We start from the raw sequence: 24,275 nt of genomic DNA, 5'->3' as shown, positions 1-24,275 counted from the left end.
CCAATGCGGCGCCCCGTTTTTCCCAGTTTTTTTGCCAGCCATGTCACAAACCGCAAGGCTGCCTCGTCCTGTTCCTGAAGCTACCAGAAAGGAACTGACGAATGACCCAACGCCTTGACTATTTCGCTATCGCCCCAGACCTGTTTCAGCCGATGATTGACCAGGAAAAGCTGTTCAAGGACAGCACTCTTGAGCACAGCCTGGTGGAGCTGGTCAAATTGCGTGCCTCGCAGATCAACGGCTGCGCCTTCTGCATCCACATGCACAGCCAAGACCTGCGCGCTCATGGCGAAAGCGAACACCGGATGCAGCTGCTGAATGCCTGGCGCGAGTCCTCGCTCTACTCGGACCGCGAGCGGGCGGCACTGGCTTGGACGGAGGCGCTGACGCGGATCGAAGGCACCGCTGCTCCGGATGCGGACTATGAATCCGTCGCGCATGTCTTTGCGCCGCGCGAGCAAGTGCTGCTGACGCTTCTGATCAGCGCCATCAACGCCTGGAACCGCATTGCAATCGGCTTTCGCACCCCGCATCCTGCCGCTGAGGAGGCCAACGCCGCGTGACAGCTCAGCAGCAAAGTGAGGGAACCGATGAGTTCCTGGCGACGCGGCCGCGATTGTTTGCGGCCGCCTATCGCATGCTGGGCACTGTCAGCGATGCGGAAGACATCCTGCAGGATGCTTACCTGCGCTGGCAGGCGGCACCGCAAGCGCAGGTGCAAGATCCGGCCGGATATTTGATGCGGATCACCACCCGGCTGTGCCTGGACCAGCTGAAATCAGCCCGTGCCCGGCGCGAGACATATACCGGAGAATGGCTGCCGGAGCCGCTGCTGACCGAGGACGCGACCGAAAAACTGGACCACGACGTCTCGGTTGCCCTGCTGCTTGCGCTGGAAGCACTGTCGCCCCTGGAACGTGCCGCCTTTCTGCTGCATGACATCTTCGACAGCTCCTATGACGACATCTCTGCCGCGCTGAACCGGTCGCCTGACGCCTGCCGGCAACTGGCAGCGCGCGCCCGCCGTAAGGTGCAGAGGCTGCGGTCCCAGCCGCCTGCCGATCCGCGTCAGGGACAGGATCTGACCGAAGCCTTTTTCCGCGCGTCCAGGACCGGCGACACAGCAGCGCTGACCCGGCTTCTTGCCCGGGATGTCCAGCTGATTTCGGATGGCGGCGGCAAGGCGATGGCAGCCCTCAACCCGATTTACGGGCGGGAGAAAGTGCTGCGGCTTCTGGAGGGTGTAGCCCGCAAGTTCGGCAGCTCCGCTCCGCTCCCGTGGCGGTTTTGCAGGCTGAACGGCCTGCCGGCAGTTCTGAACCTGGCAGAGGATGGCATCCTTCAGGCTACCTCGCTCGAAATCACATCGGGCCGGATCACGCGGATCTATGTGACCCGCAATCCGGACAAGACCCGGCACCTGGCCAAGGCGCTGCAGCAGGGCGGTTCTCTTTCAAGCCGGAACTGAAAAAGGCGGCTCCGCACCGGAACCGCCCCTGATTTTTTTAGCTGTCGAAGATGTTTACAGCAGACCCGCGTGCAGCATCGCTGCGTCGATCGCAGCCTTGGTGCTGTCTTCCAGCGTGGTCAGCGGCGAGCGGACCTCTTCGTTGCACATGCCGAGCTTCGACAGGCCGTACTTGGCGCCTGCGAGGCCGGGCTCGATGAAGATGGCTTCATGCAGCGGCATCAGCCGGTCCTGATATTCCAGCGCCTTGGCGTAATCGCCTTCCAAAGTGGCAGCCTGGAATTCGGCGCAGAGCTTCGGGGCAACGTTTGCAGTCACCGAGATGCAGCCGACACCGCCGTGGGCATTGAAGCCCAGCGCGGTTGCATCCTCGCCGGACAGCTGCACGAAATCCTTGCCGCAGGCGGCGCGCTGCTGGCTGACCCGGGCCAGATCGCCGGTGGCGTCCTTCACCCCGATGATGCGCGGCAGCTTGGCCAGCTCGCCCATGGTTGCAGGTGTCATGTCGACAACTGAACGGCCGGGAATGTTGTAGATGATGATCGGGATCTCGGCGCAGTCATGAGCAGCCTGGAAGTGCTGCACCATGCCGCGCTGGGTCGGCTTGTTGTAATAGGGGGTCACAACCAGCGCCGCATCGGCACCGACCTTCTTGGCGAATTCGACGAATCGAATCATCTCGACGGTGTTGTTGGAGCCTGCGCCCGCGATCACCGGCACCCGGCCGGCCGCTGCCTTGACCGTTTCCGCGATGACCAGCTCGTGTTCTTCATGAGACAGAGTCGGGCTTTCGCCGGTGGTGCCGACGGGCACCAGACCGGTGGAGCCTTCGGCAATCTGCCATTCCACCAGACGTTTGAGCGCATCCAGATCCAGCTCGCCGTTCGAAAACGGGGTAACGAGTGCTGGCATAGAGCCTTTGAACATGGGCACGCTCCCTTCGCTGCAGGTGCAGGCGGCAATCCGCCGCCGTCAAGATACGGAATGCCAGTGAATTGTGTTGATACCGGCACGCCAATGAGTAACGTTCAAGCCTCTATCCCCGGACTGTTGGAAAATGCAAGAGATGACACGCATCCTGGCCCTTATTCTGCTGATTGCGGCGTCCCTGCCCGGGGCGCCCGCCCAAGCGCGCGAGCTGAGTACTGCGCTTGATCTTATGCGGGCTGAGAAATGGGAAGAGGCAGCACGCGAAGCGGGCAACCAGCACAGCGTGGCACGCGATATCATCGAATGGCACCGGCTTCGTGCGGGGCTGGGTTCTGCCGGGGACGTGATGGCCTTTCTGCAGCGGCGTCCGGATTGGCCAGGGCTGGATTACCTGCGCCGCCAGAACGAAGACGCCATCGCCGCCACCGGGCGTGAAACCATTCTCACCTTCTATGCCAAGGAGCGGCCTCAAACCGCCGAGGGCGCACTGAGCCTGGGCAAGGCGCTGATTGCGGACGGGCGCCGCGGTGACGGCGAGGCGGAAATTGTACTGGCCTGGCGTACTATGGCGATGGGCACTGCCATTCAGGCTGCTTACTTGCGCGATTTCGCTGATATTCTGAAGCCGCATCACTCCGCGCGTCTGGACCGGTTGCTGTGGGACGAGCATTTGGTCAGCTCCAAGCGGATGCTGCCGCTGGTGCCGGAAGGCCCGCGCAAACTGGCAGAGGCCCGCATCGCCCTGCAGGAAACCGCCCCTGGTGTGGACGCCAGGATCGAGGCTGTTCCCGCGAACCTGAAAGACGCAGCTGGGCTCGCCTATGACCGCTTTGCCTGGCGCGACCGCAAGCGGCTGCAGGACAGCGCCATCGCCATGCTGATGGACCGCAGCACCAGCGCCGAAAAGCTGGGGGAACCCGGAAAATGGCTGCGCCGCCGCAGCGACCTGGCCCGCCAGCTGATGCGCGACGGCGATCACGAGCGCGCCTATCAGCTGGCGGCCTATCACTTTTCCACGCCCGAGGACGGCTATGGCTATTCAGACAGTGAATGGCTGGCAGGTTACATCGCTTTGCAAAAACTGCGCGACCCTGAGCTGGCCACAGTCCATTTCAAACGCTTCATCGCCTCTGTAGCGACCCCGATTTCCATCGGCAGAGGCGGCTATTGGCTGGGCCGGGCCTATGCCGCTATGGGCGAAGCCGACAAAGCGCATGAGGCCTATGCCAGCGGTGCGGAATACCAGACGTCGTTCTACGGGCTTCTGGCAGCTGAGAAACTGGGACGCCCTTTTGATCCGGCATTGGTGAAACCCGCACCGCTGCCGGACTGGCGCAAGGCAGCGTTCATGCAAAGTTCGGTGACTGAGGCCGGGCTGATGCTCCTGAAGGCAGGCGACATGGCTCTGGCCGAGCGCTTTCTGACTCATCTGGTAGAGACGCTGCCGCCAGTGCAGGCACGCCAGCTGGGGCAGATGGCGGTGGAGTTGAACGAACCGCATCTGGCGGTGATGATTTCCAAACGCGCTGCCCGCGGCGGGGTGGAGCTGGAAGGCGCCTATTACCCGCTGCACCCGGTCGCCAAGCATCAGCTGCCGATGGCAGAGGAAATGACACTGGCGATTGCCCGGCGCGAAAGCGAGTTCGATCCCGCGGTCATCAGCCACGCCGGTGCGCGCGGACTGATGCAGGTGATGCCTGCAACGGCCGAACTGGTCGCCACGGAACTGGGCATACTGGCAAACCACAAGACCTCCCGCCTGACGGCAGAGTGGGACTACAACGCCAAACTGGGGGCCAGCTATCTGGCAGGTCTGGCGGGCAAGTTCCGCGGCAACGTGGTGATGATGTCGGCTGGCTACAATGCGGGCCCCCACCGCCCCATTGCCTGGATGGAGCGCTATGGCGACCCGCGTGACGGCGATCCGGACATCGTCGACTGGATCGAGCACATCCCGTTTAACGAGACCCGCAACTACGTGATGCGCGTGACAGAAAGCCTGCCCGTTTACCGGGCGCGGCTGGGCAAGAAACCGTTGCCGGTCCCATTTTCAAAAGAGCTGATGGGCTCAACCCTTCACGCGTTCGCGCCATAGGGTGAACAGCCCCGCAGCGATAATAATCCCCGCGCCAATGGCCACGTTGGTGCGGATCACTTCGCCAAAAACTGCCATGCCAAGGATCGCCGCCCAGATCAGGTGGAAGTAGGCAAAGGGCTGCACGGCGCTGGCCTCGGCCATCTCATAGCACTTTATCAGCAGCCAATGGCCGGTCACGCCAGTCACACACAAGAGCGCCATCCACATCCAGTCGGCACGGCTCATCGGCTCCCAATACCACATGCCGACAGCAGTCATGGAAACCATGCCGGCGATCCCGGTCCAGAAAAAGCTGGTCGCCGTGCTGTCCTTGCGCGCGGCATAGCGGGTCACAAGACCGTAGACCGCGAACATCAGGGCGGAAATGAATGGGATTACCGCTGCCGGGTTGAACACGCCCATGCCCGGCTGCAGGATGATCAGCACGCCGATCAGGCCAACCCCGATTGCCGCCCAGCGCCGCCAGCCCACGCTTTCGCCCAGAACCGGGCCGCTCAACGCCGCAACCAGCAGCGGATAGCAGATAAAGACCGCCTGGCTTTCGATCAGGCCCAGCACGGTGAACCCGTAAACCGCAACACAGATTTCCCCGACCAGCAGCACCCCCCGGAAAATCTGCAGCCACAGCTGATCAGTGCGCGCGGCCTCCCTGATCCCGCCCTGTGCACGGGCAGCCAGAAACACAACGAAGGCAGCAAAGAACCAGTAGCGCACCATCACGACCATGTAGGTGTTATAGGTGCCGGCCAGGTGGCGCGAGATACCGTCCTGCAGAGCAAAAACAATGGTGGCACCGATCATCAGCATGATGCCCAACGGCACATTGTTCTGCTGCACCCGTGGCTGGGGCAGGCTTTTTTCCTGTGGAACCATGCTCATGTCAGTACCGCCTTTGTCATGTGCCGTTTGCGCCCGTAGCCGGGAATACGGATCACTTCAAATCCTGCCGCCTCCAATCCCCGGCGGACAAAGCCCGCCGCGGTGTAGGTTGCCGCCGAGCCGCCGGGCGCAGTGTGCGCAGCAACTTCAGCCATTAGCCCTTCCCCCCACAGTTCGGGGTTCTTGGCCGGTGAAAACCCGTCCAGAAACCAGGCATCCGCCTGCCCTGTCCACTCTGGCAGCGACACCCGCGCGTCGCCTGCAATCACCTCCAGTTGCAGGCTGCCCAGATCACATGCTCCTGTGCCTTGCCACTGTGCCAGGAACCGATCTGCCCAAGGGGCTACCGCCGGAAAGGCCTCCAGCGCCCTGGCCATGTCGGCGGGCGCCATCGGGAAAGCCTCGAAACTGGTGAACCGCAGGGCCCCCTCCTGCCCCGCTGCCTCCCACGCGCGCCAGGCCGCCAGCATATTGAGGCCGGTGCCAAAGCCCAGCTCGGCGACACGAAATTCCGCTGCAAACCGCGCTGGCAGATCGTTGCCGGCCAGGAACACATGCTCTGTTTCGGCCAGCCCGTCCTGTATCGAGAAATAGGGATCGTCGAACTGATCCGACACCGGCACGGTGCCATCGCGCCAGCTGAGGCGGGCCTGCTGGTCTGCCATGCTATAATCCCCTAAGTGAAAGCTTGGAACGGCGCGACACTGGCGAAAGGATCAGCAAATGGCAATGGCAGATGTAACGGTGCGCGGGGCGGGCATATTCGGTCTGTCAATCGCCTGGCTCTGCGCCCGCCGCGGCGCGCATGTTCAGGTGGCGGACCCGTTCGGCGCAGGTGCCGGCTCCAGCGGCGGCCTGGTCGGTGCCCTGGCCCCGCATGTGCCGGAGAACTGGAACGCCAAAAAACAGTTCCAGCTGGAAAGCCTGCTCATGGCCGAAAGCTTCTGGGAGGAGGTTGAGGCCACCGGCGGTGTCTCTGCCGGCTACGGCCGCACCGGGCGGCTGCAGCCGGTAAATGACGAGCGAACGCTGGAGCTTGCCCGCCAGCGCGAAGTAACCGCCCGCGAGTTCTGGAAGGACGAGGCTGAATGGCGCGTCTGCGAGGCCGCGTCCCTGGGACCATGGGTGCCGCCCAGCGCCACCGGATATGTCATCCACGACACCCTCAGCGCCCGCATGCATCCCCGCCGCGCCTGCGCTGCCTTGGTTTCCGCGCTCGCCGTGATGGGTGTGGAGGTCCAGGCGGAAGCCCCGGATCAGGGCAAAGTGGTCCATGCCAAAGGCTATGCGGGCCTGTTGGAGCTGAACGAAAGTTTCGGCAAACCTGTGGGCGGCGGGGTCAAGGGCCAGGCCGCGCTGCTGCGTTTCCACGAGGGGGAGGTGCCGCAGCTTTACGCCGACGGGCTCCATATCATTCCTCATGCGGACGGAACTTTGGCAATCGGCTCCACCAGCGAACGGGAGTTCGACGACGGCAAGGCCACCGATGAAAAGCTTGATGACGTGATCGAGCGCGCCCGCGCCGCGGTGCCGGTGCTGCACGGAGCCGAGGTGATTGAACGCTGGGCCGGCGTGCGTCCCCGCGCCAAGTCCCGCGCCCCGGTGCTCGGCGCTTGGCCGGGGCGTGATGGCCACTACATTGCCAATGGCGGTTTCAAAATCGGCTTCGGCATGGCTCCCAAAGCGGGTCAAGTAATGGCGGACCTGCTGCTGGAGGGGAAAGACCGCGTTCCCGAAGGCTTCCGGGTCGAAGACAACCTCTGACGCCGTCCCTTTCCATCCTTCGACGGCACTTGGGCCGCACGTCGCATGCGGTTCCGTCAGAAGTATGAGACATCCTGGCCTCTGCAGGCTGCCCGGCTGTGCGAATCCGCGCAGCGGCGGCTTGCCGTGCAGCGAGCCTAGCGGAGCATCTCCGCACGCAATTTCTGCATCAGCTTGGCCAGCGTGGCTTCATACTGTTCACTCGTCAGCCGCCCTTCCGCACTGAATTCCTTGCTGGATCCCGCTAGATGCACTTCCGGCCCGGTAATCAGCCGCGGCTGGAAGGGCACGAGGAAACCGCGCAGAATCATCTGCGCCCGCTCGCCGCCGGCACGGCCCGCCGCCGCTGACATCACCGCCACCGGCTTGTCTGCCCAGGGGTTCCCTTCTGTGCGGCTGACCCAATCAAGCGCGTTTTTCAGCACACCCGAGGGCCCCTTGTTATATTCGGGTGTCGAGATTGCCACCGCATCCGCTGCCGCGATCTGGTCCGCCAGCGCCTGCACTGCAGCCGGAATGCCCTCTGCAGCTTCGGCATCACCATCATAAAGCGGCAGGTTCAGGTCACCTTCCACGACAGAGGCAGCACCAAACACCCGCGCGGCCTCGGCCAGAAGTTTGCGGTTGGTGGCCTCACGGCGGAGCGAGCCGGAGATTGTCAGCAGGACAGGGTCGGCCATGTGGAGATCCTTTTATTCGCGTTTGTGTCGCTCGATCATGCAGGAATCTGCCGCCAGCATGAAACAGCCATGCCCGCGCAGTCCATGTGCAGCGTTGCGTAAACCTGCCGTGCCTTGGATGAAAACAGCCCGCCCCAGCGGGGCGGGCTGACTATTTTCCTGTCAGGCTCAGATTCAGGCGGCCTGCGGGATCACAACCACCTCAACGCGGCGGTTACGGGCCTTGCCCTCAGCGGTCAGGTTCGAGGCCACCGGCTGCTCTTCACCGCGGCCGATAATCCGCATCCGGTGGTAAGGCACACCGCCCGCAGCGATCTGGCTGGCCACGGCATTGGCGCGACGTTCGGACAGACCCTGATTGTAGCCTGCATCACCATCGCTATCGGTATGGCCGATCACCTGAATAGTGCTGTTGGGGTAGCGGATCAGGCTGTTGGCCACGCGGCGCAAATCGCCCTGCACTGCTGGCGAGATCGCCGCGCTGTCAGTAGCAAAGGTCAGATCGTTCGGGAACGACAGGATCAGACGATCGCCGGTATTCACGATGGTGATGTCGTCATTCGACAGATTCTGTCGCAGCTCGCGCTCCTGCGCATCCAGCTGGTTACCGATCACACTGCCTGCAGTCGCCCCAACCAGCGCGCCGGTGACGGCACCCAGGCCACGATCCGAGTCATTGGCGATAGCCCCGACACCCGCACCGATAATGCCGCCCAGAACCGCACCCTTTTGCGTATTGCTGCCGGGAGTGCCTACAGTCGCAGGATCGGTACAGGCGCCAAGCGCCAAAGTTGCGGCGACAATACCAGCCGTGGTGAGTTTCATCTGCATCATCAAAAAGCCTTCTGTTTTCTCAGATCCGGGAATAACCCGGCATTCCGCTCGAATATCGTGTTGCGGATCAGTGTTCTCAAGACAACGCATTTCCGTTTCGGCGGAATACCGCGCACACAGCTCCGATAAACACCGTTCCTCATGGGGCGAATGCGAAGTTCCAGCCTTCCTGCTCCATCCACAACTTTCGCAAGGCTCCGGCTTCAGCCGCAAAATCCGCCTCTTGCAAACTGGCTGACAGCATCCGGTCAGTGCGGAAGTGGCGGAACCCCCCGCGCAGTTCGCACCACGCCGCCAGCATGGTGCATTCGATGTGATAAATCAGTGCCAGCGGCCGTAAGGTGCGGCAGCTCTCACCGCTCTCCGGACTGAAGTAAGTCAAGTGCAGCTTCCGGCTTTCCCGAACAGCTTGCCGCAGCAAGGCTTTGGAAACGCAACCCTGTTCAGGATCATCCAGCGGTGCTCCCCAAGGCGCTACCTGCAGCCAATCTGCGGTGGCATGCACATCCTTGATCTTCCGGCTCACCCGCGCTGCTGCTTTCTGCAAGGCGCCGTCACCGGTCCGCATCAGCATCGCAAGTCCGACATGCAATGCCTCCAGTTCCTCCTCGTCAAAGTTGAGCGGCGGCAAGTCGTACCCCTTGCGCAGCACATAGCCGATTCCCGCTTCCCCCTCGACCGGAGTGCGCATCGCCTGCAGCGAAGCGATGTCGCGGTAGATTGTGCGTTTGGAAACCTCCAGCTTCTCGGCAAGATCCTCAGCCCTCACCGGAGCGGGGGCAGAACGCAAGATCTGGATGATTTCAAACAGGCGGCCGGTGCGGGGCATGAACAGTTTCCAGTGACAGTCTGCTGACACAATAGCACAAGCCGCTGACAACAGCATGTCAGCAGCGGTCTGGTTTTCTCGTCTAAAGAAAAAGGGAGAAAACTCATGCTGACCTATGACTGGATCGTCCTGATCACGCTGGGCCTCGACCGTTGGGAAGGCCAGCGCCACCCGCTCGCCCCGCATGAAATAGAGCGCGAGGACGCGCGAAGGCGGCACGAAGCTCAACAGGCAGTCAAGCCTGCCCGCCCCGGACTGCTGCGGCGCCTGTTCAGCCGGCGGCGCGTATCTCCTCTGCCGCAGCCTCTTCGTCCCGTGCGGCCTCAAAGGCGAGCATCGCGCGTTTGACCGGCAATCCCCAATGGTAGCCGCCCAGCGCGCCGGATTTCCTCAAAGCCCGGTGGCAAGGGATCAGCCAGCTCACCGGGTTGCGTCCTACTGCGGTCCCGACGGCACGCACCGCCTTGGGCGCACCGATGGCACGGGCAAGCTCAGAATAGGTGGTGACATGACCTGAGGGGATACGCAGCAGCGCCTCCCAGACCTTGATCTGCAATGGAGCGCCGATCATGTGCAGCGTTGTCTCGCCTTTCTGGGCAAACACCGCCTCCACCAGCGGCCGCAGAAACACAGGGTCCTCAACAAATGCCGCCTGCGGCCAGCGGGCACGCATATCAGCCATGGCCGGTTCCGCCCCTGTCTCGGCGGCGAAAGCCAGCCCGCAGATGCCCTTCTCGGTTCCCATCGCCAGCGCCAGTCCGAACGGGCTGTCAAACCAGCCCCAGAAGATCCGCAAGCCGTGCCCCTTGCGGGCATATTCACCGGGACTCATCGCTTCCCAGCGCAGGAACAGGTCGTGCAGCCGCCCGGAGCCGGACAGCCCCACCGCGTGAGAGGCCTCCAGCGTGGTGAACCGGTCGCGCAGCAGTGCCTTGGCATGGCCAAGCCGAAGATACTGCTGATAGCGTTTGGGAGACACCCCTACCCAGGCCGAGAACAACCGCTGGAAATGCGCCGCGCTCATGTCCATCCGGGCGGCCAGCTGCTCCAGCGCAAGGTTCTCGCCGCCATCGTCGATCAGTTCGATCGCGCGCCGCATGACGCCGTAGTGGTAGGTATTTTCCCGCGCTTCGATGTTCATCGGTCCAGCCTGTTCCGTGCTTGCGGCTTCAACCTACCCCGTCCCTTCCCGGCAAGCGACCCGGAACTTGCGGTTTTGGCGTTAGCGGAACGGGCCAGCGCCGCGGATGGATGCAATTTCAATTGCTCTTTGAGAGCCGCTCTGTACATATGGCGCGCGATGGCAAAGCAACTCGATTATCATACGCTCCGCGAAATCTTCACGAGGTTTCAGGCAGCCGAACCCGAACCCAAGGGCGAACTGGAACATGTCAACGCCTACACGCTGGTGGTCGCCGTCGCGCTCTCGGCGCAGGCGACCGATGCCGGTGTGAACAAAGCCACGCGTGAGCTGTTCAAGATCGCTGACACTCCGCAAAAAATGCTGGACTTGGGCGAAGAGCGCCTGATCGAGCATATCAAAACAATCGGCCTTTACCGCAACAAGGCCAAGAACGTGATCAAGCTGTCAAAAATTCTGGTCGAGGAGTACGGCGGCGAGGTCCCGAACTCCCGCGCTGCACTGCAGTCCTTGCCGGGCGTGGGCCGCAAGACTGCAAACGTGGTGCTGAACATGTGGTGGAAACAGCCGGCCCAGGCGGTGGACACCCACATCTTCCGGGTCGGAAACCGTTCCGGCATCGCGCCGGGCAAGGACGTGGACGCTGTGGAACGCGCGATCGAGGACAATATCCCGGCGGATTTCCAGCAGCACGCCCATCATTGGCTGATCCTGCACGGGCGCTACCACTGCAAGGCACGCAAACCGATGTGCGGCAGCTGCCTGATCCGTGACCTCTGCATGTTTGAGGATAAGAACCTGTAAATCTTTGGCGCGGCTTATTCGCCAGAACAAAGCCGCTCCGGATATCCCCGAGGAGGGACTATGACCAAAACCTATCAGCTTGTCGGCATCGGCAATGCCGTCGTCGATGTGATCGCGCAATGCGAAGACAGTTTCCTGGCCGAGCAGGGCATCGAAAAAGGCATTATGCAGCTGATCGAACGCGACCGCTGCGAGGATCTTTATGCCGCGATGGGCAATCGGGTGCTCACACCGGGCGGCTCGGTGGCCAACACCATCGCCGGCGCCGGCGCGCTGGGGCTGGAAGCCGCCTTCATCGGCAGGGTCCGTGACGATGCCCTGGGGAAATTCTATGCTGATGCAATGAACAACGAGGGCGTCGGCTTCGTGAACCCTCCGGTTGCGGATGGCGAACTTCCGACCTCACGGTCGATGATTTTTGTCTCCCCGGACGGTGAACGCTCGATGAATACCTACCTGGGCATTTCGTCCGAGCTGAACTCTGACGACGTGCCGCAGGACGTTGCCGGCAATGCGCAGATTATGTTCCTGGAGGGCTACCTGTTCGACAAGGACAAGGGCAAAACCGCCTTTCTCGAGGCCGCCCGCGACTGCCGCGAGGGCGGCGGACGGGTCGGCATCTCGATCTCCGACCCGTTTTGCGTCGAGCGCCACCGCGCGGACTTCCTGACCCTGATCGGCGAGGAACTGGATTTCGTGATCGGCAACCAGGACGAAATCCGCGCCCTGTTCGAAACGGACGACCTGGAAGAGGCCATGACCAGGACTGCCGCGATCTGCCCGCTGGTGGTCTGCACCCGCTCCGGCGATGGGGTGACCGTGCTGAACGAGGGGGTGCGCATCGACGTGCCGGTAGAGACGATCACGCCGGTTGACGCCACCGGTGCCGGCGACCAGTTTGCAGCCGGTTTCCTGTTTGGTATGGCAACCGGCCGCAGCATGGAAATCTGCGCGCGGATGGGCTGCGTCTGCGCAGGCGAGGTGATCCGCCACATCGGCCCGCGTCCGGAAACCAACGTGCTGCATCTGCTCGAAAAAGCAGGGCTGGTTTGATCCGGCAGCACTCTTGCGCCGGCTGGGACCGCGCCTGACGGCGCGGATCCACCAGCTGGGCGCAGAGTGATGCGCCAGCCGCGCTGCCCGCCGCGTGCGGCAGGCATCCGGTTTCACAGTGGTCCAGCCTTAGCCGTCAGCGACTGTCAGGGCTTTGCTCAGAAGCGCGGTGAACCCCTCCACCTCCTGCCGGCTCATTCCCTCCAGCAGCCGCGCCTGGGTCTCAACATGCGCGGTGACGGCTTTGTCGATCAGGGTAAACCCCTCTTCCGTCAGCCCGACAAGAAAGCTGCGGCTGTCCTCAGGATTCACTTCACGCTTGACCAGACCGTCAGCCTCCAGGCGGTCGATCCGGTTGGTCATGGTGCCGGAGGCCACCATCGTCGCCTTCAGCAACGCCCCCGGTGATAACGTGTAAGGCGCGCCGGAGCGGCGCAAAGTGGCCAGCACATCAAACTTGGCCGCATTCAGCCCGAATTCCGCAAAGGTCTTATGCATTTCGCGCTGATAGGCCAGGTACAGCCGCGCCACCCGGCCGATCACGCCCATGGCCGTGACATCCAGATCCGGCCGCTCCCGTCCCCATTGCTGGGTGATAAAATCCACATGGTCCATGTCACCGGTTTAAAGATTTACATCTTGACGTCAAGATAAAATACATTATCTCGACATCAAGATAAGGAGAACCCCATGCCGATCCGGACCCTTCTGCTGACCGCGCTGGCCCCTGCCATTTGGGGCAGCAGCTACATCGTGACGACAACTTTCCTGCCCGGCCATTCGCCGCTGGTGGTGGCATTGCTTCGGGCGCTGCCCGCGGGGCTTCTGCTGCTGGTGCTGGTGCGGCAGCTTCCGCCGCTCAGCTTGTGGCCGAAGCTGCTGGTGCTGGGCGCCTTGAACTTTTCGCTGTTCTGGACGCTCCTGTTTTTGTCCGCTTACCGCCTGCCCGGCGGCGTTGCAGCAACTTTGGGCGCGGTGCAGCCGCTGATTGTTGTGTTCCTGTCCGCCGTACTGCTGAAAACACAAGTCCGTACAGTTGCCGTTGCCGCCGCCCTACTGAGTATCGCAGGCGTCGCCCTTCTGGTGCTGACGCCTGCCGCCAAGCTGGACACGCTGGGCGTCCTGGCAGGCCTTGGCGGCGCCTTGTCGATGGCCGCTGGCGTGGTTCTGACCCGCAAATGGCAGCCGCCGGTGCCGCCCCTCACCTTCACCGCCTGGCAATTGACCGCAGGCGGGCTGCTGCTGGCGCCTGTTGCGCTGTGGATGGTGCCGGAAATGCCGGTCTTCACGGCTGCCAATATCCTGGGCCTGGCCTACATGAGCCTGATAGGCGGTGCGCTGACCTATATCCTGTGGTTCCGCGGCCTCGCGCGGATCGACCTGTCGCAGGTGTCGCTGCTCGGCGTCCTCAGCCCGCTGTCCGCTGTGATTCTGGGCTGGCTTTTGCTCGGCCAAACCCTGACACCCAATCAAATGCTGGGCGCCCTGCTGGCCCTGTTCAGCCTCTGGCTTGGCCAGGCCAGGCTGCCATGGCGCAGAAGAAGCACCGCAAACCCGGCGGAATGAAGATCGTCACCGCGGCACGGCCGGAACACATGCCTTGCCGCGGTGGCACTCCAGCACCTGCCGACGCACTTCTGAGGTGTCATCAAACGCAAATCCGCCGCAGGCGTTCGCCCGGACTACAAGTTCCTGCCCGCGCTGTTCGGCAAAGAACACATAGTCCGCACCAGATTTCATTCCGCCGCACCAGGGGCCAAGGCATTCCACTTCCAGCACCGCGGGCACAGCGACACGGCCGGAAAAGTACCTGTCCTCCAGCATCTTGCCCGAAAGCTGCGCCTGGATGCGTGTCAGCGGCGGCGTGTCGCCAGGGGATTCCGAATGCGACTGCGGCAGCAGGCTTTCGTCAAACCTCAATTCACCTGCAATGACGTTGTAGACGCGCTCCGACCCGGCAGCATGGAGGTATGCATCCGCAGGTCCCCAGGGCAGGCAGCTCAGCGCTGCGGCAGCGCCTGCTTGGGCCACCAGCAGACACCCGGCCAGGGCAGCGCCGGTCCCGGCTTTATGTAAGCGGGTCCGCAATTTCATCTCACAAATACTCCCGGAACTCTTCCACCACCCGCGCGTAGACCTCGCGCTTGAACGGCACGATTTTCTCTACCAGGCTCTCCACCGGCTGCCAGCACCAGGCTGAGAACTCCGGATCATCCGTCGCGATATTGACCTGATCGTCGGTTCCCAGAAACCGCATCAGATACCACTTCTGTTCCTGCCCGCGGTATTTGCCGCCCCAAAAACTTGGCACCACATCATGCGGCAGGTCGTAAGGCAGCCAGCCATCACTCTCGGCGATGATTTCCACCAGCTCCGGCGCCACACCGGTTTCCTCTTCCAGCTCGCGCAGGGCTGCGATGCGCGGGTCCTCGCCGGCATCGATACCGCCCTGTGGCATCTGCCAAGCATCCTTGTAGCGGTCCTTGCGCTGGCCGACGAACACTGCGCCTTCTGCATTGATCAGCATCACCCCGACGTTGGGGCGGTAGGGCAGCTTTGCAATATCTTCGGGCGTCATCCGGCTCTCCTCGGCATGGTTTGCCCAACCTTAGACCGCTTGCCGCGGGGGCACGCAAGGGGGTGACGCGGCGTTTGCCCGTGACAAGACGGCCTGCTCCCCTGATCCTAGGCGCAACTGCCAGGGAGAGTTTCAGATGACTGCGTACCCCAACCTGCTTGCCCCGCTCGATTTGGGCTTCACCACCCTGAAGAACCGGGTGCTTATGGGTTCTATGCACACCGGGCTGGAGGAAACCGGCGACTGGAACCGGGTCGCCGAATTCTATGCCGCCCGCGCCCGCGGCGGCGTGGCGCTGATGGTGACCGGGGGGATCGGTCCGAACCTGGAAGGCTCGGTGCTGCCCGGCGCCTCGATGATGACGACGGCCAAGGATGTTGAAAACCACCGGGTGGTGACGGACCGGGTGCATGAGGCCGGCGGCAGAATCGCCATGCAGATCCTGCACGCGGGCCGCTATGCCTACGGGCCGAAATGCGTCGCACCCAGCCCGGTCAAGTCACCGATCTCCCCTTTCCCGCCGCACGAGCTGGACGAGGACGGGATCGAAAAACAGATCGCCGACATCGTGAATGCCGCCCGGCTGGCGCAGGAAGCGGGTTATGACGGGGTCGAGATCATGGGGTCGGAGGGCTACTTCCTGAACCAGTTTCTGGTCACCCATACCAACAAGCGTACCGACCGCTGGGGCGGTTCCTATGAAAACCGGATGCGGCTGCCCATCGAGGTGGTGCGCCGCACCCGCGAAGCCGTGGGCCGCGATTTCATCATCATCTACCGCCTGTCGATGATCGACCTGGTTCCCAACGGTTCCACCCATGACGAAGTCGTGCAGCTCGCACAAGAGATCGAAAAGGCCGGCGCCACCATCCTCAACACCGGCATCGGCTGGCACGAGGCGCGCATCCCGACCATCGCAACCAGCGTTCCGCGCGCAGCCTTTGCCTGGGTCACCAAGAAGCTGATGGGCAAGGTCGGCATTCCGGTGATCACCTCCAACCGCATCAACACACCAGAAGTCGCCGAAGAAGTATTGGCAGGTGGTTGCGCCGACATGGTGTCAATGGCGCGGCCGATGCTTGCTGACGCGGATTTCGTCGCCAAGGCCGAGGCCGGACAGGCGGAGCGTATCGCCCCCTGCATTGCCTGCAACCAGGCCTGCCTCGACCACACCTTCAGCGGCAAGCTGACCTCCTGCCTGGTCAACCCCCGCGCCTGCCACGAAACCGAGCTGGTGATCGAACCGGCAGCATCGCCCAAGACCGTGGCGATTGTCGGCGCAGGTCCCGCAGGGCTTTCCACGGCGCTGACGGCGGCGCAGCGCGGTCATGATGTCACCCTGTTCGACCGCGCCGGGGAAATCGGCGGTCAGCTCAACCTGGCCAAGCAGGTGCCGGGCAAGGAGGAATTCTGGGGGCTGGTCGATTGGTACCGCACCATGGTGGCGGATGCAGGCATCACCCTGGAATTGGGCCGCGAGGTCTCGGCTGATGACCTGACCGGTTTTGACGAGGTGGTGGTCGCAACTGGCGTCTCCCCGCGCGATCCCGCAATCCCCGGCCAGGACCGGGACAATGTGCTGAGCTATATCGACGTGCTGCGCCACAAGAAACCGGTGGGCAGGCGCGTGGCGGTGGTCGGTGCCGGCGGCATCGGCTTTGACGTGTCCGAATTCCTGCTGGAGGAGGGCCACAGCCCCGCCACCGACCTGCCCGCCTGGATGAAGGAATGGGGTGTTGCCGACCCGGCCGAGCATCGCGCAGGACTCGCCCCCGAAGGACCGCAGCCCGCCGCCCCTGCCCGCCGCGTGACGCTGCTGCAGCGCAAGGCGGAGCGCCACGGCAAACGGCTGGGCAAGACTACCGGCTGGATCCACCGCGCCACGCTGAAGATGAAAGACGTGGAGTTCCTCGGTGGCGTCAACTACGAGCGCATTGATGATGAGGGCTTGCATGTGAGCTTCGGCGAGGCGCGCGAGAACATGATGCTGGTGCCCGCGGATACCATCGTTCTCTGCGCGGGCCAGGTGTCAGAGCGCTCGCTGGCAGACCAGCTGGCAGAGCGCGGCATCACCGCGCATGTCATCGGCGGCGCCGATGTGGCGGCGGAACTGGATGCCAAGCGCGCCATCAACCAGGGCACCCGGCTGGCTGCGGCGCTGTAGCCGCACCGCCTCGGCCCGGGCCGCCCGGAGCGGAATTCTTCAATGAATCTGGCGGCATTGGCGCATCCGCGCTAACCATTGGAAAACGGTTGCAAATGAGGCCGCCCCATGCCGATTTCCGCTTACGACCTCTGGACCGATGGCACCGCCCGCCCCGCCGCGGACCTGGCCGCAACCGGGCCGGGACACTACCGCTGGCTGCATTTCGATCTGGCGGACCCGGAGCTGGCGGGCTGGTGCGCAGCCCAGCTCCCCGGCATTCCGGGCCAGGCGCTGCTGCAGAGCGAAACCCGGCCCCGCTGCGACGTGTTCGAGGACGGGCTGATCCTGAACCTGCGCACGGTGAACCGCAATCCCGGCGCCAAGGCGGCCGAGATGCTGTCGCTCAGGATTTGGGCAACGGGCCGCACCATTGTGACCGTGCGCCTGCGGAAAACCTTCGCTCTGGATGCGATCCGCGCCGAATGCAGCACCGGCCGCGGTCCCGGGTCGCCGGGCCAGTTCCTATACCGCCTGATCAACGGCCTGGCACTGCACACCCGCGATGTGGTGCTTGAACTCGGCGCCGCAACCGAAGCGCTGGAGGAAATGACCGAGGACGGCACCCTGCCCGCCGCTGAGGCGCTCAAGGCGCCGCGCCGCAACGTGCTGAAACTGCACCGCTACCTGGAACCGCAGCGCGAAGCACTTCTGAACCTGCAGGAAACCGGGGGGCAGCTGTTTTCGGAGGACGAACAGTTGCACCTGCGCGAAGCGGTAAACCTGTTCACCCTGTCGGCGGAAACCCTGCAATCTCTGACCGGGCGGCTGGCGGTGCTCCGCGACCACACCGATGCCGAACTGGCCCGGCTGATGGGCCGCAACAGCTATGCGCTGTCGGTGGTGGCGGCGCTGTTTCTGCCGCTCGGGTTTCTGACCGGCCTGTTCGGTGTGAACCTTGCCGGCATCCCCGGAGCGGAATCGCCGCTGGCCTTCCCCGTGCTCTGCCTCAGCCTGCTGGGGCTGGGCGCCGGCATGCTGCTGGTAATGCGCTGGCTCAGACTGCTCTGACCGCCAGCCTGACCACCGGCCGTTCCTACCCGTGAACCGCGCGGCTGCAGGGCGGCGCCTGCTCCCGGTTCGTCATGCCGTAGTCCCGGATCACCCCGGCCACCCGCAGCCGGTAATCCGCAAAAATCCCGGCCCGCCCCCGTTCCTGCGCCGACCGGTGTTCCGCCAGCCGCCGCCAGCGCTGCACCGCGGTTTCATCTTGCCAGAACGACAGCGACAGCAGTTTGTCCGCCGCAGTCAAGCTCTGAAACCGCTCGACCGAAACAAACCCCTCGGTCTGCTCCAGCAGACCGCGCAGCTCCGCCGCGGTTTCCAGATAGGCACCCTTTTGCCCCGCGGCGATCTCAACTTCGAATATCACGGCAATCATCAGCCCTCTTGGCCTCCTTTTCCATGCGGCGCCGAAGCCAGCTTGAGCCAGGAGCGGTCCTCGCGAAGCAAGAACCGCTCCCTCTGCGCAAACTCATAATTTTCCTGCCCCAAAGGATCAGCGGCCAGCCGGGCGCGGTAAGCTTCATACTCTGCCAGGCTTTCCACATTGTAGATCCCATAGGCCAGGGTCGAGGATCCCTCATGCGGAGCAAAGTAGCCGATCAGCTCCGCACCGCAGCACGGGATCGCCTGGCCCCAGTTCCGGGCGTACCGTTCGAACTGCGCCTTCTTGGCCGGGTCAATGCGGTAACGGATAACGCAGGTAAGCATGAGGGATCCTTTCGCTGTTCAGGACCACCTGCCTACCCCTTTTCAGCTGCCGGATGCTTCGCTGCGCAACGAAGTGTCACTCTACATTTATGGTGATGACTTCAGACACCACCGGTGTGTCATGCGGGACATGGCTGGCGTCGGCCAGCACCAGCTGAAGGGTGTGGCGGCCCGGCGAAAGCTCAATGGAAGCTTCGGTCTGCCCGCCGCCGAAATGCACGTGGTGCTCATCCGCTGGCAGACCCTTCAGCAGCTCATCCGCGCCGTCCTCGCCGTTCCCGATCTCCGGGCGGTCGATCAGGAGGTGATGATGGCCAGTGTGCTCCTTCTCTGTTCCTGCCGGGGCAACCCCCATGCCGGACAGCCCGAACACCACCGTCACCGGCGAGGACACAGTGTCTCCGTCTTTCAGATTGACGAAATACACCCGCGCATCAGGATGCGAAGGCGTGCGCTCCTGCGCCGCAAGCGGCGCGGCAAGGCAAAGGGCGGCAGCAGCAGCCAACAGAACTTTCATGTCCAGTCCTCCGGAAAATCTCTCAACCAACAGGCTATAGCTAGGGGCGGGTCCGGCAGCGGCAATCCTGCATCTTTAACATATGCACAAAAAGGCGGCAGCAGCAGGCAATGCTGCCAGAACCTTGGCCGTTCCGCTTGCCTGCCCTGGCTTGCGCAGGCAGTGTCACCCGCGACTATCCGGGCAGGAGCCAGCCATGGTGTTTGCAATCATTCTGATGGGCCTGGCCCCTAGCTTCCTGATGGTCGGCCTTGGCGGCATGGTGCGCAAGCGGTTGACGCCGCAAGCCTGGCAGGGCCTCGACAAGCTCAATTTCGAGGTGCTCTTCCCCGCCCTTCTGTTCTTCGCCGCCAGCGGCCGCCCCATCGCGCTCGCTGACCTCGGCCGCATCGGGCCTGCCGTCTGGAGCATTCTGGCCTTGGCCCTCGCCCTCGGATTTCTGGCACGCCGTTTCGGGCCGGAAAAGTTTCTCGACTTTGCCGGCGCCTGGCAGAGTGCCTGGCGTTTCAATACCGCGATTGCCTTTGTCGCCCTGCCCTCCATCGGCAAGGAACTGACCGGCCAGATGGCGGTTGCCATCGGCATGGCCGTGCCGGTGGCCAATGTGATGGCGGTCAGCGCCCTGTCGCGCGGCGGCAGCCTCTCCCTGCACGAGACGGCAGTGAAGATAGCGCTCAACCCTTTCCTGCTGGCTTCGGTCGCAGGCGTTGCCGTAGGGCTATCGGGCTACAGGATTCCTGCGCCGCTTCTGGCACCGGCAGAAATGCTGGCGCATGCGGCGATCCCGATTGCGCTTCTGTCCATCGGCGCCACCATGAACTGGCGGGCACTGGCCCGGCTCGACCTGTTCAACGGCTACCTCTGCCTGGTCCGCCTGGTTCTGGTGCCCGCCATCGTACTGGCCGCCTGCCTGCTGCTGGACAGCGATCCCGGGTTTGCTGCGGTGCTGGTGCTGTTTGCCGCGCTGCCCACGGCCTCGGCCGCACATGTGCTCGCCTCAGCCTTTGGTGCCGACCGCACGCTGGCTGCCACACTTATTGCGCAATCCACACTGCTCAGCGCGGTAACCCTGCCGATATGGATTCTAACCATCAGGCTTGCAATTTAAGGTTCCGTTAATCCTTCCGCGCTCTGCTGCATCTTTTCAGCCCCCGCCGTTTCCGCAGCGCAAACGATCCCCGCGAAACCTCGCAATTATCCCACCACCGCCCCGATCTTGCCCGATTTCCCCGGCAGTTTCAGGGCAACACGGCTTTACGAGGATGGGCGAATATGGACCGACTGATGGAAATGGAGGCCTTTGCCAATGTGGTGGACCAGGGCGGCTTCACCGATGCGGCACGCAAGATGGGAATTTCTAAATCGGCCGTCTCCAAACATGTGTCCAGCCTGGAGGCCCGCCTGGGCGCACGGCTGCTCAACCGGACCACGCGCCGGGTGTCCCCTACCGAAATCGGCCTCGCCTATTACGATCGCGCCCGCCGGGTGCTGAATGATGCCGGCGAAGCGGACGCGCTGGTCACCTCGATGCAATCGGCCCCTTCCGGCCTCCTGCGGATTTCCGTCGCCACCGATTTCGGCGTCAATCACCTGTCGCCGGTGCTGTCGGATTTCCTGCGCGACTTCCCGGACATCACCGTCAACATGGTGCTGAACAACCGCTATGTGGAGCTGATCTCCGAGGGCTTCGATATGGCGGTGCGCATCGGCGAACTGGAGGACAGCTCCCTGCGGGCCCGAAAGCTGACAGAGACCACCAAGCGGATGATCGCCTCGCCCGCCTATCTGGAGAAGTACGGCCGCCCGCAGAAAATTGATGAGCTGAACAGTCACAAGCTGCTTCATTATTCCAGCCAGTCCAGCGGCAACGTCTGGAAGATCACCGCGCCGTCCGGCGAGAAGCGCCAGGTGCGCACCTCAGGCTGGCTCTCAGTGAATGATGGGCAGTCGCTGCTGAACGCGGCGATCTCGGGCCTCGGCATCGCCTATCTGCCCAGCTACCTCTACTCCGAAGCGCTTGAGGAGGGGCTGGTGGAGGACGTGATGCCCAGCCTGCCGGTCGAAACCCAAGGCATCTATGCGGTTTACCCGCCCGGCAAATTCACCCAGCCCAAGGTGCGCGCCTTTATCGACTTCCTGGTTGCGGCCTTTGCCGACCGCGACCCTTCGCAATGGAAAACCTGAACCGTTTCAACGGAAAACCGGGCTAAGACATCCCTCGAAGACCTGCCCCCGCGCCGAACGCGGGGGCTTTTTTGGGGAGGCGGACTGTTCCCGTCCAGTTCCCGTCCTGTGCGGGGCCGTCAGCCCGCGATCTGATCGCCAAGCATCCAGATCCCCATCCCCAGCATCACCAGATTCTCGGTCAGGGAAATAAAGCCCAGCGGCACGTTCGACCTGCCCCCGACGCAGGCGCAGGTCAGGTCGCGCCGGTCGATGTAGACAGCCTTCACCACACTGATCGCACCGATGGTGCCGATAAATATCCCGACGGGCGCCACCAGCCATATCAGCCGGCTGCCGGTCCCGATCAGAGCCATCATCCCGACACCGGCGTACAGCTCGGCGAACGGATAGGCATAGCCGTAGGGCACGTAACGGCGCGCAAGCAAATCATAGCCCAGAAAACCATTCACAAAGCCTTCGACGTCCTGAAGCTTCTGAATCGCCAGCACCGCCATCGACAGGGCGAAGAACCACTTCAGCCAGGTCAGCACCGGGAAGCCGTCATGGAGGTTCAGCACAATCGCCAGCGCCATCAGCGCTGTGGAGGCAAAGATCGCAATTACTGGCCGGTAGGTCGTATCGTCCTCACCAAGAACTCTGTAGCCGAAATGCTGTTTCAAATCGGTGTAGCCGCCGATCCGTTCACCCTCGATATAGGTGACCGGTGTGGTGCTGACGCCGTGCGCTTCCTTGAAAGCATCAACCTGTTCGCGGCTTTCCAGCAAATTATCATCGACCGTGAACCCCTTCCGGTCGAGCAAAGACTTCGACTTCAGGCCATAGGGGCAAAGGTGTCCGGGCATCGCCATACGGTAGAGCGCGGCGGCTTTCTCCGCGCTCCGGCTTTTTTGACGGGCTTTCTCCGGGCCGTCGATTACGCCAGTCGTTGACATCCGCACCTCCCAAGCCTTGCGCATCTCCTGCACGGGACTGACTCCGCGCAGCCGTTGGCGGGCGCAGTGCCGGCTGCCCGGTTCCGTGCTTTGCACCGAGTCTCAATCACAACGTGGCGGCCGCCCCAAAGTTGCATCCGGAATGCGAGGCGGCTGGAGAGGGCAGCAAGGCTCCCGCCCCGGGCTACCCGCCCAGCAGCACCGCTTCCACGCGCCTGTTGGCTTCCCGGCCCTCCGGAATCAGATTGCTGGCGATCGGGGCCAGAAAGCCGGCACCGGCCACCTCGATACGCGCAGCGTCGGCTTCATAGGCTTCAACAAGCCGGTCCTTCACGGACTGCGCCCGGCGCTCGGAAATACCGGCATTCTGCGCCTGTGAGCCTTCAGTGTCGGTATGACCGACCAGCAGCAGCCGGTATTGCGGATTGTCAGCCAGAAATGCGGCCAGTTCCCTTAGGCTGCCGTATCTGCCCTCCCGCAGCCGGGTAGAGCCGCTTTCGAATACCAGATCGGTCAGTACCGCATGGCCCCGCACCTCCAGCACCTTGGCCAGCTCAACAGGCCGCGCCGGATCTGCAGGCGGCTGCACATCAGGTATTTCCGCCGCAGGCGCAGCCTCCGGCGGCCGCACGCTGATCACCTGCACATAGGCAGCCCCGCCCGCCCTCGATACCAGCACAGAGGCCGCCTCTTGCCCCCGCGCTGCCGACAGGAAATGATAACGGGATATATCCACCATCATGTCCGGCGCGGGCACCACTTCAATGCCGAAGCGGAAACCGAAGCCGCCGCAATCGCGCGCCGCGCAATCCAGCCGGATTTCATACCCCTGCTCCAGCAGTTGCTCCCGCAAAGGCGCCAGGATCTGCAGAACAGTGCTGCTGCTTTCCACCCGCCAGGTACGGCGGATGATCCGCCCCTCGAACCGCTCAGACGGCACCTTGTCAGCCGCTTCCGGGCCGACCGGAAGCTGATAGACCCCCAACGCCGTAGCCCGCTCGGATATGGCGGCCGCGGCGGCCGGCAGGGCGAGGTCCGCAGCGCTCAGAAATCCGGGCAGGCAGGCTGCCGCCGCCGCTGCAATAAAGGGTCTTAACGGCACTGGCTGTGATATTCCGGGTTGGGCACCATCGCTGTCGCGCTGGCCACACGGTTCGACATGTTGAAGAAGCCCGCGACATTGGCGATGTCCCAGATGTCCCGGTCGCTGAACCCCGCATCGCGCAAACCCTGGCGGTCCGCCTCCTCGATTTCCGCACTCGCGGTTGTCATCTTGGCGGCAAAATCGAGCATCGCCCGCTGCCGCGCATCCAGCGGCGCCACACGGTAGTTCATCACCAGCATCTCGCCCAGCTGCGGATCCCCCGACAGCTGCCGCACCGCCGCGCCATGCGCCACCAGGCAATAGAAACAGCGGTTGATCGCGGAGACCACCACCGCGATCATCTCCCGCTCCAGCTTGCTGAGGCCGCTGTCCGCCAGCATCAGGTCGTTATACATGGCGGTGAACGCGTTGAGCTTGGCGATGTCAAAGGCATTGGCCTTCAGCACATTCGGCACAAAGCCCAGTTTTTCGACACAGATATCGAAGTACTTTTGCGTCTCCGGCGGCAGCGGGTCCGCCATCGGCAGGTCAAGGGCTGTGGGCTGGGACTGATCCGTCAT

27 protein-coding genes are annotated in these 24,275 nt (G+C 63.2%); 11 read left to right on the top strand and 16 right to left on the bottom strand.

Annotated features, from left to right (window positions below):
- Nucleotides 1–101 precede the first annotated feature (101 nt).
- Together KUV26_RS09625 and KUV26_RS09620 are read left to right on the top strand one after the other, a co-directional pair.
- Nucleotides 102–563 (top strand): carboxymuconolactone decarboxylase family protein, encoded by a 462-nt coding sequence (locus KUV26_RS09625; protein WP_222503315.1) that lies wholly within the window; start codon nucleotides 102–104, stop codon nucleotides 561–563.
- Complete coding sequence (locus tag KUV26_RS09620) at nucleotides 560–1,468, top strand: sigma-70 family RNA polymerase sigma factor (RefSeq protein ID WP_222508177.1); 909 nt, start codon at nucleotides 560–562, stop codon at nucleotides 1,466–1,468. Before KUV26_RS09625 ends, KUV26_RS09620 begins: the two co-directional genes overlap by 4 nt.
- 54 nt (nucleotides 1,469–1,522) lie before the next feature.
- On the opposite strand, the gene dapA is transcribed toward KUV26_RS09620, so the two are convergent.
- Nucleotides 1,523–2,395 carry a 4-hydroxy-tetrahydrodipicolinate synthase gene (dapA, locus tag KUV26_RS09615; protein ID WP_222508176.1) on the bottom strand — a complete coding sequence of 291 codons (873 nt, stop codon included), beginning with the start codon at nucleotides 2,393–2,395 and terminating at the stop codon, nucleotides 1,523–1,525.
- Nucleotides 2,396–2,534: 139 nt separating this feature from the next.
- Here dapA and KUV26_RS09610 point away from each other — a divergent pair, with 139 nt between their 5' ends.
- Entirely contained in the window at nucleotides 2,535–4,493 is a 1,959-nt protein-coding gene (locus tag KUV26_RS09610; RefSeq protein ID WP_222508175.1) for a lytic transglycosylase domain-containing protein, read from the top strand.
- Here the strand turns inward: KUV26_RS09610 and KUV26_RS09605 are convergent.
- Nucleotides 4,467–5,375, bottom strand: a complete 909-nt coding sequence (locus tag KUV26_RS09605) for a DMT family transporter (RefSeq protein WP_222503311.1) — start codon at nucleotides 5,373–5,375, stop codon at nucleotides 4,467–4,469. The genes KUV26_RS09610 and KUV26_RS09605 overlap by 27 nt on opposite strands.
- A complete protein-coding gene (mnmD, locus tag KUV26_RS09600; RefSeq protein WP_222503310.1) occupies nucleotides 5,372–6,040 on the bottom strand; it encodes a tRNA (5-methylaminomethyl-2-thiouridine)(34)-methyltransferase MnmD in 669 nt (222 codons plus the stop codon). Before mnmD ends, KUV26_RS09605 begins: the two co-directional genes overlap by 4 nt.
- 58 nt (nucleotides 6,041–6,098) lie before the next feature.
- Here mnmD and KUV26_RS09595 point away from each other — a divergent pair, with 58 nt between their 5' ends.
- Nucleotides 6,099–7,139, top strand: coding sequence for an NAD(P)/FAD-dependent oxidoreductase (locus KUV26_RS09595; protein WP_222503309.1), 1,041 nt, complete (start codon nucleotides 6,099–6,101; stop codon nucleotides 7,137–7,139).
- Nucleotides 7,140–7,276: 137 nt separating this feature from the next.
- On the opposite strand, the gene KUV26_RS09590 is transcribed toward KUV26_RS09595, so the two are convergent.
- The 4 genes from KUV26_RS09590 to KUV26_RS09575 all read right to left on the bottom strand — a co-directional run bounded on the left by KUV26_RS09590 (nucleotide 7,277) and on the right by KUV26_RS09575 (nucleotide 10,623).
- Nucleotides 7,277–7,819 (bottom strand): NADPH-dependent FMN reductase, encoded by a 543-nt coding sequence (locus KUV26_RS09590; RefSeq protein ID WP_222508174.1) that lies wholly within the window; start codon nucleotides 7,817–7,819, stop codon nucleotides 7,277–7,279.
- A gap of 174 nt (nucleotides 7,820–7,993) precedes the next feature.
- Nucleotides 7,994–8,653, bottom strand: coding sequence for an OmpA family protein (locus KUV26_RS09585; protein ID WP_222503307.1), 660 nt, complete (start codon nucleotides 8,651–8,653; stop codon nucleotides 7,994–7,996).
- A gap of 139 nt (nucleotides 8,654–8,792) precedes the next feature.
- On the bottom strand, nucleotides 8,793–9,482 hold the full coding sequence (locus tag KUV26_RS09580) for a helix-turn-helix transcriptional regulator (RefSeq protein WP_222503306.1): 690 nt from the start codon (nucleotides 9,480–9,482) through the stop codon (nucleotides 8,793–8,795).
- 271 nt (nucleotides 9,483–9,753) lie between these two features.
- Complete coding sequence (locus tag KUV26_RS09575; RefSeq protein WP_222508173.1) at nucleotides 9,754–10,623, bottom strand: methylated-DNA--[protein]-cysteine S-methyltransferase; 870 nt, start codon at nucleotides 10,621–10,623, stop codon at nucleotides 9,754–9,756.
- A 159-nt stretch (nucleotides 10,624–10,782) separates the two neighbouring features.
- Between KUV26_RS09575 and nth the strand changes: the two genes are divergently transcribed.
- Both nth and KUV26_RS09565 read left to right on the top strand, forming a co-directional pair.
- A complete protein-coding gene (nth, locus tag KUV26_RS09570; RefSeq protein ID WP_222503304.1) occupies nucleotides 10,783–11,427 on the top strand; it encodes an endonuclease III in 645 nt (214 codons plus the stop codon).
- A 60-nt stretch (nucleotides 11,428–11,487) separates the two neighbouring features.
- A complete protein-coding gene (locus tag KUV26_RS09565; RefSeq protein ID WP_222508172.1) occupies nucleotides 11,488–12,480 on the top strand; it encodes an adenosine kinase in 993 nt (330 codons plus the stop codon).
- Nucleotides 12,481–12,609: 129 nt separating this feature from the next.
- Here the strand turns inward: KUV26_RS09565 and KUV26_RS09560 are convergent, their stop codons facing one another.
- Nucleotides 12,610–13,095, bottom strand: a complete 486-nt coding sequence (locus tag KUV26_RS09560; RefSeq protein ID WP_222503302.1) for a MarR family winged helix-turn-helix transcriptional regulator — start codon at nucleotides 13,093–13,095, stop codon at nucleotides 12,610–12,612.
- A 75-nt stretch (nucleotides 13,096–13,170) separates the two neighbouring features.
- Here KUV26_RS09560 and KUV26_RS09555 point away from each other — a divergent pair, with 75 nt between their 5' ends.
- Entirely contained in the window at nucleotides 13,171–14,046 is an 876-nt protein-coding gene (locus KUV26_RS09555; protein WP_222508171.1) for an EamA family transporter, read from the top strand.
- Between the two features lie 6 nt (nucleotides 14,047–14,052).
- Here KUV26_RS09555 and KUV26_RS09550 read toward each other — a convergent pair whose 3' ends face one another.
- Complete coding sequence (locus tag KUV26_RS09550; protein ID WP_222508170.1) at nucleotides 14,053–14,574, bottom strand: hypothetical protein; 522 nt, start codon at nucleotides 14,572–14,574, stop codon at nucleotides 14,053–14,055.
- Nucleotide 14,575: 1 nt separating this feature from the next.
- On the bottom strand, nucleotides 14,576–15,058 hold the full coding sequence (locus KUV26_RS09545) for an RNA pyrophosphohydrolase (RefSeq protein WP_222508169.1): 483 nt from the start codon (nucleotides 15,056–15,058) through the stop codon (nucleotides 14,576–14,578).
- 136 nt (nucleotides 15,059–15,194) lie between these two features.
- On the opposite strand from KUV26_RS09545, the gene KUV26_RS09540 reads away from it, so the two are divergent.
- Together KUV26_RS09540 and KUV26_RS09535 are read left to right on the top strand one after the other, a co-directional pair.
- Nucleotides 15,195–17,222 carry an NADPH-dependent 2,4-dienoyl-CoA reductase gene (locus KUV26_RS09540; RefSeq protein ID WP_222508168.1) on the top strand — a complete coding sequence of 676 codons (2,028 nt, stop codon included), beginning with the start codon at nucleotides 15,195–15,197 and terminating at the stop codon, nucleotides 17,220–17,222.
- 108 nt (nucleotides 17,223–17,330) lie between these two features.
- A complete protein-coding gene (locus tag KUV26_RS09535) occupies nucleotides 17,331–18,272 on the top strand; it encodes a CorA family divalent cation transporter (protein WP_222508167.1) in 942 nt (313 codons plus the stop codon).
- A 25-nt stretch (nucleotides 18,273–18,297) separates the two neighbouring features.
- On the opposite strand, the gene KUV26_RS09530 is transcribed toward KUV26_RS09535, so the two are convergent.
- The 3 genes from KUV26_RS09530 to KUV26_RS09520 form a co-directional block, all read right to left on the bottom strand.
- Nucleotides 18,298–18,642: an antibiotic biosynthesis monooxygenase family protein gene (locus KUV26_RS09530; protein ID WP_222508166.1), complete on the bottom strand. Its 345-nt coding sequence runs from the start codon at nucleotides 18,640–18,642 to the stop codon at nucleotides 18,298–18,300.
- Nucleotides 18,642–18,974: an NIPSNAP family protein gene (locus KUV26_RS09525; RefSeq protein ID WP_222508165.1), complete on the bottom strand. Its 333-nt coding sequence runs from the start codon at nucleotides 18,972–18,974 to the stop codon at nucleotides 18,642–18,644. The genes KUV26_RS09530 and KUV26_RS09525 overlap by 1 nt, the downstream gene beginning before the upstream one ends.
- Nucleotides 18,975–19,050: 76 nt before the next feature.
- Nucleotides 19,051–19,491, bottom strand: coding sequence for a DUF4399 domain-containing protein (locus KUV26_RS09520; RefSeq protein WP_222503294.1), 441 nt, complete (start codon nucleotides 19,489–19,491; stop codon nucleotides 19,051–19,053).
- Nucleotides 19,492–19,687: 196 nt separating this feature from the next.
- Here KUV26_RS09520 and KUV26_RS09515 point away from each other — a divergent pair, with 196 nt between their 5' ends.
- Complete coding sequence (locus tag KUV26_RS09515; RefSeq protein WP_261399815.1) at nucleotides 19,688–20,599, top strand: AEC family transporter; 912 nt, start codon at nucleotides 19,688–19,690, stop codon at nucleotides 20,597–20,599.
- A gap of 164 nt (nucleotides 20,600–20,763) precedes the next feature.
- Nucleotides 20,764–21,675, top strand: coding sequence for a LysR family transcriptional regulator (locus KUV26_RS09510; RefSeq protein ID WP_222503293.1), 912 nt, complete (start codon nucleotides 20,764–20,766; stop codon nucleotides 21,673–21,675).
- A 119-nt stretch (nucleotides 21,676–21,794) separates the two neighbouring features.
- Here the strand turns inward: KUV26_RS09510 and KUV26_RS09505 are convergent, their stop codons facing one another.
- From KUV26_RS09505 to KUV26_RS09495, 3 genes are all read right to left on the bottom strand, one after another.
- Nucleotides 21,795–22,610 (bottom strand): glutaredoxin family protein, encoded by an 816-nt coding sequence (locus KUV26_RS09505; RefSeq protein ID WP_409996944.1) that lies wholly within the window; start codon nucleotides 22,608–22,610, stop codon nucleotides 21,795–21,797.
- A gap of 184 nt (nucleotides 22,611–22,794) precedes the next feature.
- On the bottom strand, nucleotides 22,795–23,712 hold the full coding sequence (locus tag KUV26_RS09500) for an OmpA family protein (RefSeq protein ID WP_315900097.1): 918 nt from the start codon (nucleotides 23,710–23,712) through the stop codon (nucleotides 22,795–22,797).
- Complete coding sequence (locus KUV26_RS09495; RefSeq protein ID WP_222508164.1) at nucleotides 23,703–24,275, bottom strand: peroxidase-related enzyme; 573 nt, start codon at nucleotides 24,273–24,275, stop codon at nucleotides 23,703–23,705. The genes KUV26_RS09500 and KUV26_RS09495 overlap by 10 nt, the downstream gene beginning before the upstream one ends.

It is taken from the genome of Leisingera daeponensis (assembly GCF_019801465.1).
GTDB lineage: Bacteria > Pseudomonadota > Alphaproteobacteria > Rhodobacterales > Rhodobacteraceae > Leisingera > Leisingera daeponensis_A.
This window is presented reverse-complemented; position numbering and strand designations above follow the sequence as displayed.

Bases quoted from the DNA above. Each gene is read 5' to 3' on its own strand.
- KUV26_RS09625 (WP_222503315.1), top strand. From the start codon at position 102: ATGACCCAACGCCTTGACTATTTCGCTATCGCCCCAGACCTGTTTCAG.
- dapA (WP_222508176.1), bottom strand. From the start codon at position 2,395: ATGTTCAAAGGCTCTATGCCAGCACTCGTTACCCCGTTTTCGAACGGC.
- KUV26_RS09610 (WP_222508175.1), top strand. From the start codon at position 2,535: ATGACACGCATCCTGGCCCTTATTCTGCTGATTGCGGCGTCCCTGCCC.
- KUV26_RS09605 (WP_222503311.1), bottom strand. From the start codon at position 5,375: ATGAGCATGGTTCCACAGGAAAAAAGCCTGCCCCAGCCACGGGTGCAG.
- mnmD (WP_222503310.1), bottom strand. From the start codon at position 6,040: ATGGCAGACCAGCAGGCCCGCCTCAGCTGGCGCGATGGCACCGTGCCG.
- KUV26_RS09595 (WP_222503309.1), top strand. From the start codon at position 6,099: ATGGCAATGGCAGATGTAACGGTGCGCGGGGCGGGCATATTCGGTCTG.
- KUV26_RS09590 (WP_222508174.1), bottom strand. From the start codon at position 7,819: ATGGCCGACCCTGTCCTGCTGACAATCTCCGGCTCGCTCCGCCGTGAG.
- KUV26_RS09585 (WP_222503307.1), bottom strand. From the start codon at position 8,653: ATGATGCAGATGAAACTCACCACGGCTGGTATTGTCGCCGCAACTTTG.
- KUV26_RS09580 (WP_222503306.1), bottom strand. From the start codon at position 9,482: ATGCCCCGCACCGGCCGCCTGTTTGAAATCATCCAGATCTTGCGTTCT.
- KUV26_RS09575 (WP_222508173.1), bottom strand. From the start codon at position 10,623: ATGAACATCGAAGCGCGGGAAAATACCTACCACTACGGCGTCATGCGG.
- nth (WP_222503304.1), top strand. From the start codon at position 10,783: ATGGCAAAGCAACTCGATTATCATACGCTCCGCGAAATCTTCACGAGG.
- KUV26_RS09565 (WP_222508172.1), top strand. From the start codon at position 11,488: ATGACCAAAACCTATCAGCTTGTCGGCATCGGCAATGCCGTCGTCGAT.
- KUV26_RS09560 (WP_222503302.1), bottom strand. From the start codon at position 13,095: ATGGACCATGTGGATTTTATCACCCAGCAATGGGGACGGGAGCGGCCG.
- KUV26_RS09555 (WP_222508171.1), top strand. From the start codon at position 13,171: ATGCCGATCCGGACCCTTCTGCTGACCGCGCTGGCCCCTGCCATTTGG.
- KUV26_RS09550 (WP_222508170.1), bottom strand. From the start codon at position 14,574: ATGAAATTGCGGACCCGCTTACATAAAGCCGGGACCGGCGCTGCCCTG.
- KUV26_RS09545 (WP_222508169.1), bottom strand. From the start codon at position 15,058: ATGACGCCCGAAGATATTGCAAAGCTGCCCTACCGCCCCAACGTCGGG.
- KUV26_RS09540 (WP_222508168.1), top strand. From the start codon at position 15,195: ATGACTGCGTACCCCAACCTGCTTGCCCCGCTCGATTTGGGCTTCACC.
- KUV26_RS09535 (WP_222508167.1), top strand. From the start codon at position 17,331: ATGCCGATTTCCGCTTACGACCTCTGGACCGATGGCACCGCCCGCCCC.
- KUV26_RS09530 (WP_222508166.1), bottom strand. From the start codon at position 18,642: ATGATTGCCGTGATATTCGAAGTTGAGATCGCCGCGGGGCAAAAGGGT.
- KUV26_RS09525 (WP_222508165.1), bottom strand. From the start codon at position 18,974: ATGCTTACCTGCGTTATCCGTTACCGCATTGACCCGGCCAAGAAGGCG.
- KUV26_RS09520 (WP_222503294.1), bottom strand. From the start codon at position 19,491: ATGAAAGTTCTGTTGGCTGCTGCTGCCGCCCTTTGCCTTGCCGCGCCG.
- KUV26_RS09515 (WP_261399815.1), top strand. From the start codon at position 19,688: ATGGTGTTTGCAATCATTCTGATGGGCCTGGCCCCTAGCTTCCTGATG.
- KUV26_RS09510 (WP_222503293.1), top strand. From the start codon at position 20,764: ATGGACCGACTGATGGAAATGGAGGCCTTTGCCAATGTGGTGGACCAG.
- KUV26_RS09505 (WP_409996944.1), bottom strand. From the start codon at position 22,610: ATGTCAACGACTGGCGTAATCGACGGCCCGGAGAAAGCCCGTCAAAAA.
- KUV26_RS09495 (WP_222508164.1), bottom strand. From the start codon at position 24,275: ATGACGGATCAGTCCCAGCCCACAGCCCTTGACCTGCCGATGGCGGAC.